Genomic DNA, 5,277 nt, shown 5'->3' with positions numbered 1-5,277 from the left:
CTGGGCGAGCGCCGGGGCGGTCGCGAGACCGAGCCCGAGGCCGGCCAGGACGAGGGTGGCGGCGGCCTGGTGCGGGCGCGCGGGACGATTCGCGAAGAACATCAGGAGTGGACCCCTCAAACGGCAGGACGTCGGTGGCCGGTGGCGCACGGCCCGCCGAGCGGGTGCGCCGGGTGCGGCGGAGCGCGGCCGAAGGGCTCCGCCCGACCTCCGGGGCGCCTGCTTTCCCCCGGATTGAGGCGAAGGCAAGGCCTTTCAGTCGGTGGCCGAGCGCCCCTTAGCCCATCCCTTCGCCGACCGCGAGGGGGAGGCAGGATTAAAACGGCCTTAACCATGCGCGGGCAGGATGCCCTCTGCGGGAATGTGCGGGCGGGGTGACGGCGGTGGCGGCTCAGGCGACGGTGAGACGAGACGACGCGTCGTTCCCGCTGGCCGCCCAGGCGCTGCCGGGCCGCGATGCGCCGGCGCCCGCGCCCGGCACCACGCAGCCCGACGCGCCGATGGGCCTCGGCGCCCTGCTGGCGGCCGTCGCCGACCGGCATCCCGGCCGCGTCGCCTTCGTGGATCAGGCGAGCAAGCCCGCCTGGTGTGGCCGCCCGGCCATCGCCTGGACCTACGCCGCCGCCCGGGAGATCGTGGCGCGCCTGGCCGAGGGCCTCTCGCTGCTGCGGTTGCCGCCGCGGAGCCCCGTCGGCCTGTGCATGGCCGGCATGGCCGAGGCGCACCTCGCCTTTCTGGCGATCGAGCAGGCCGGCCACGTCCCCTGCCTCCTGCCCGTCACCTGGGACGAGGGACGCCTGCTCCAGGCCGTCGAGGCGGCGCAGATCCTGGCCGTCCTGACCCAGGGCGTGCTCGGCGCCGACCGGCCGGCGGAGCGGCTGTGCCGGGTCGCGGCGCGGTACTTCCCGATGCGCTTCATCGCGGCCTTCGGGCCGCACGTGCCGGACGGCGTCCTCGGCCTCGACCAGGTCGTTCTCGACCACCGGGGCGACGCCGCGGCCCTGGGCGCCGGGCCGGCCCCCGGCCTCGTGACCTTCGCCCTGCCGTGGAGCGCGCCGGCCCGCGCCGGCGGCCCACCGCCCGAGCCCGAGGGGCCGCCCCTGCCGGTGCGGCGCGAGGCCGACGCCCTCACGGCGGCGGCCGCCGCCTTCCTGGTGCCCCTGCGGGTCGAGCCCGGCGAGCGGATCCTCAGCCTGCTGCCGCCGGGCGATCTGAAGGGCCTCGCCACCGGGCTCGCCGCCGCCCTGCTCGCCGGGGCGACGCTCGAATGCCATCCGGTCTTCGATGCCGGCGCCCTCTCGGCCGCTCTCGACCAGCCGATGCCAACCCACCTCGTCGCGCCGGCCTGGATGGAATCGGGCTTCGCCCGCACGACGGTCCCGGGTCGCCTGCGCACCCTCGCCTACGTCCACCGGGCACCCTGCCGCCTCAGCGGCCGCCTGCCGGGACGTCCGGGCGTGGTCGACGTGGTGGCCTTCGACGAGGGCGCGCTGCTGTGCGGCCGGCGCGACGCCCAGGACGTCGGGCTGGTGCTGGCGGCCCCGGAACGGGCCGCCTCGGCCTCGGACCGGGCCGGGCTGATCCAGCTCCGCCGCGATCCGGACGGGCGGCTGAGCTTCCGCGGGCCGGCTTGTGCGGTGCGTGTGTTGCACCGCGGTGTCACCTACGACGAAAATCCGGACGGATGGTGGGCCTCCCGCTTCCGCACCTCGCTCTTCGCCGGCGTCGCCACCGCGGTCACGGAGGTCTGAGACCGCACAAGCAGAATTTCCGGCCGGTCGAGGCCGCTGAAAAAAACATACGAATCAGAGGCTTGCCGGGCGTTCGGCGGGATTGGCCGGGGGGCGTCCGCCGGTCCTGGCCCTGCGTCAGCGGTGAACCTTTGTCGGCGCAAGACGTTACAGCCCCGGTGCCTTCACGAGAGGCGCGCGATCGGCTAACGCTTCATTATGGGTGCGCTGCAAAAAGTTCTCGTCGTCGACGATGGCCACCGCGCCGTCGACCGGGCCCTCTCCGCCGAGCTGGCGGAGCTGGGCTACGCCAGCGTCACCGCCTCCCTCGAGGCGGCCGACGACGTCCTGGCGATGATGCCGCGTCCGGCGGCCGTCCTGCTGCACGTCCCGCCCCGCGACACCGGTGGTGCTTTCCGGATGCTGTCGGAGCGCCTGCGCGAGCAGATGCGCAGTGCCGGCGTTCCGGTGATCGAGGTCGATGCCGCCGGCCAGCAGACCGGCGCGCCGATCGACCTGCAGAGCCGCATCGGCACGCGGGTCCTGAACGAGCCGGAGTTCTGAGGCCCACGCCTGACACCCCTGGGCGCGCCCCGCCGGATGCTGATCGGCGTCTCGGAGGGGCGCGCCATCGGGCCCGCCGTCTCCCCGGGTGCCGGGACTGACGCAATCCATCATGGTCGGGTGCGCGGCAGGACCGGGCCGGCGCGAGCCACCCGCCGCTCACCCCGCCTGCAGCAGCTTCACCGCCGCGTCGCGCTCGAACAGGTAGAGCAGCGCCCGCAGGGCAGCCCCGCGCTCGGACTTGAGGCCCGGATCGCGCTCGACGATCAGGCGGGCGTCGTCCCGCGCCGCCACGATCAGGTCGCCGTCGGCTTCAGGTCGGGCGAGCCGGAAGGCGGCGAGGCCGGACTGGCGCGTGCCCAGCACCTCGCCCTCGCCGCGCAGGCGCAGGTCCTCCTCGGCGATGCGGAAGCCGTCCTCGGTCTCGCGCATCATCTCGAGCCGCGCCCGGGCGACCTGGCCCAGCGGCCCCTTGAACAGGAGCAGGCAGGTCGAGGCGCCCGACCCGCGCCCGACCCGGCCGCGGAGCTGGTGCAGCTGGGCGAGGCCGAAGCGCTCGGCGTGCTCGATCACCATGACGGTGGCCTGCGGCACGTCCACGCCCACCTCCACGACGGTGGTCGAGACCAGGATCTTGGTGTCGCCCTGAACGAAGCGCTCCATCGCCTCGTCCTTGTCCTTGCCGGCCATCTTGCCGTGGACGAGGCCGACCGCGTCGCCGAAGCGCTCGCGCAGGCCCGAGAACCGCTCCTCGGCGGCGGCGAGGTCGACATACTCGGATTCGGCGACGAGCGGGCAGATCCAGTAGACCCGGTCGCCCCTGGCGAGCGCCCGCTCGAGGCCGAGCGTCACCTCCTCGATGCGGTCGGTCGAGACCAGCACCGTCTTGATCGGCTGGCGTCCCGCCGGCTTCTCGTCGAGGACCGAGACCTCCATGTCGCCGAAATAGGTCAGCGCCAGGGTGCGGGGGATCGGCGTCGCGGTCATCACCAGGATGTCGACCGCCGCGCCCTTGGCGCCCAGGGCCAGGCGCTGGTGCACGCCGAAGCGGTGCTGCTCGTCCACCACCGCGAGGCCGAGGTCGTGGAAGGCGACGTCGTCCTGGAACAGGGCGTGGGTGCCGACCACGATGTGGATGGAGCCGTCGGCGAGACCGGCGAGCGTCGTCCGGCGCTCCGCCGCCCGGTCGCGGCCGGTGAGCAGGGCGAGCCGCAGGCCCGCCGCCTCGACCATCGGCCGCAGGCGCTCGGCGTGCTGGCGGGCCAGGATCTCGGTCGGCGCCATCATCGCCGCCTGGCGCCCGGCCTCGATCGCCGAGGCCATCGCCAGCAGCGCCACCGCGGTCTTGCCGGAGCCGACATCGCCCTGGAGCAGGCGCAGCATGCGCCGCTCCGACCCCATGTCGCCGCGGATCTCGGCGAGCGCCCTTGTCTGCGCCCCGGTGAGCCCGAACGGCAGCGACGCCTCGACCCGCCGCGACAGGCTGCCGTCGCCGACATTGGTGCGGCCCGGGGGCCGATGCATCCGGCTGCGCACGAGCGCGAGCGCCAGCTGAGAGGCAAGCAACTCGTCGTAGGCGAGGCGGCGGCGCGCCGGGGTCTTCAGATCCTCCTCGGTCGCGGCGGCCTCCGCCGGCCGGTGCTCGGTGCGCAGCGCGTCGGCGAAGGCGGGCCAGCCCTGGCGGTCGAGCCAGGCCCGGTCCTGCCATTCCGGCAGGATCGGCAGCCGCTCGAGGGCCGCCAGCGCCAGCTTGCCGATCGCCCGCGAGGTCAGGCCTTCCGTGGCGCCGTAGATCGGCTCCACCGCCGGCAGGTCGGCCAGGCCCTTCTCGTCGAGGATGCGCGAGGGGTGGACCATCTGGCGAAAGCCGTCCCACAGCTCGATCCGGCCGGAGACGTAGCGGTGGCTGCCGAGCGGCAGCATCTTCTCGATGCGGGCGCGGGGCAGGTTGAAGAACACCAGGGTGATGTCGCCGGTCTGGTCCTCGACCAGCACCCGGAAGGGCTTGCGGCCCCCCATCGCCTGCGGCGGGCGGTGCGCCACCACGGTCACGCCGAGGGTCACCGGCTCGCCGGGCGGCGCCTCGGCGATCGAGCCGCGCAGCTGCCGGGCGATGCCGCGCTGCGGCAGGTGAAACAGCAGGTCGACCACCCGGGCCGGGCGCTCCGGAGTGCCGACGAGCTTGTCGATCAGCACGGCGACCTTGGGACCGGCCCCCGGCAGCACGGTCGCGGGGGCGAACAGGGGATCGAGCAGGGAGGGACGCAGCGACATCGGGGCGGGGGCGGACGGGAATCGGGGGCTCTATACACCACGGCGTGGCCGGTGCGGGCCCGCGGGTGTCGCATGGCGGGAGGCGCGCCGAGCCCCATATCACCGTGCAGGGTTTCGCACCTGCGCCCCGGGCGGTAAAGCCGCACCGGACCAGCCCGAGGATTTGTCTCGCGATGACCGGCACCACCCGCACCAGCGCCGACCTCGATCCGCGCCGCCGCCGCACCCTCTACCGCTCCTGGCACCGGGGCATCCGCGAGATGGACCTGATCATGGGCCGCTTCGCCGACGCCGAGATCGGCACCCTGACGGAGGAGGAGCTCGACGATTTCGAGCTGTTGATCGAGGTGCCCGATCGCGACCTCTTCCGCTGGATCACCGACGAGGCCGAGACGCCGTCGAACTACGACACGCCGGTCTATCGCCGGCTGAAGGCGTTCCACCAGCACGGGGCGCCGGTGGACCTGTGAGGCGGTCCTGACAGATGCGGGGCTCCGAGGTGAAGCGCGGAATTTCTCCTCTCCCCGCGGACGGGGAGAGGGCTGCGACGACCTTGTCGTCGGCGCAGCGAGCCCGCAGGGCGAGGGTGAGGGGGCGGTGTCGGAGGAGCCTCGTCCGGATACGCCCCCTCACCCTCGCTCCGGCTTCGCCTCCGCTCGCTGTGCTCCCTGAACGGCAGCACAGCCCTCTCCCCGCCCGCGGGGAGAGG

The 5,277-nt window shown here is 74.1% G+C and carries 4 protein-coding genes; 3 read left to right on the top strand and 1 reads right to left on the bottom strand.

Annotated elements, in window-relative coordinates; translation table 11 throughout:
- Nucleotides 1–383 precede the first annotated feature (383 nt).
- Nucleotides 384–1,751, top strand: coding sequence for an AMP-binding protein (locus VQ02_RS32285; RefSeq protein WP_048448362.1), 1,368 nt, complete (start codon nucleotides 384–386; stop codon nucleotides 1,749–1,751).
- Nucleotides 1,752–1,949: 198 nt separating this feature from the next.
- Nucleotides 1,950–2,294: a hypothetical protein gene (locus VQ02_RS32280; RefSeq protein ID WP_048448361.1), complete on the top strand. Its 345-nt coding sequence runs from the start codon at nucleotides 1,950–1,952 to the stop codon at nucleotides 2,292–2,294.
- 159 nt (nucleotides 2,295–2,453) lie between these two features.
- On the opposite strand, the gene recG is transcribed toward VQ02_RS32280, so the two are convergent.
- Complete coding sequence (gene recG / locus VQ02_RS32275; protein ID WP_048448360.1) at nucleotides 2,454–4,568, bottom strand: ATP-dependent DNA helicase RecG; 2,115 nt, start codon at nucleotides 4,566–4,568, stop codon at nucleotides 2,454–2,456.
- Nucleotides 4,569–4,741: 173 nt separating this feature from the next.
- Between recG and VQ02_RS32270 the strand changes: the two genes are divergently transcribed.
- Nucleotides 4,742–5,038: an FAD assembly factor SdhE gene (locus VQ02_RS32270; protein WP_048448359.1), complete on the top strand. Its 297-nt coding sequence runs from the start codon at nucleotides 4,742–4,744 to the stop codon at nucleotides 5,036–5,038.
- Nucleotides 5,039–5,277: the final 239 nt, after the last annotated feature.

This window comes from Methylobacterium variabile (genome assembly GCF_001043975.1).
In the GTDB taxonomy this organism is placed as follows: domain Bacteria; phylum Pseudomonadota; class Alphaproteobacteria; order Rhizobiales; family Beijerinckiaceae; genus Methylobacterium; species Methylobacterium variabile.
The sequence above is the reverse complement of the archived record's forward strand: the minus strand, read 5'-3'. Positions and strand labels throughout refer to the sequence as shown.

Bases quoted from the DNA above. Each gene is read 5' to 3' on its own strand.
- VQ02_RS32280 (WP_048448361.1), top strand. From the start codon at position 1,950: ATGGGTGCGCTGCAAAAAGTTCTCGTCGTCGACGATGGCCACCGCGCC.
- recG (WP_048448360.1), bottom strand. From the start codon at position 4,568: ATGTCGCTGCGTCCCTCCCTGCTCGATCCCCTGTTCGCCCCCGCGACC.
- VQ02_RS32270 (WP_048448359.1), top strand. From the start codon at position 4,742: ATGACCGGCACCACCCGCACCAGCGCCGACCTCGATCCGCGCCGCCGC.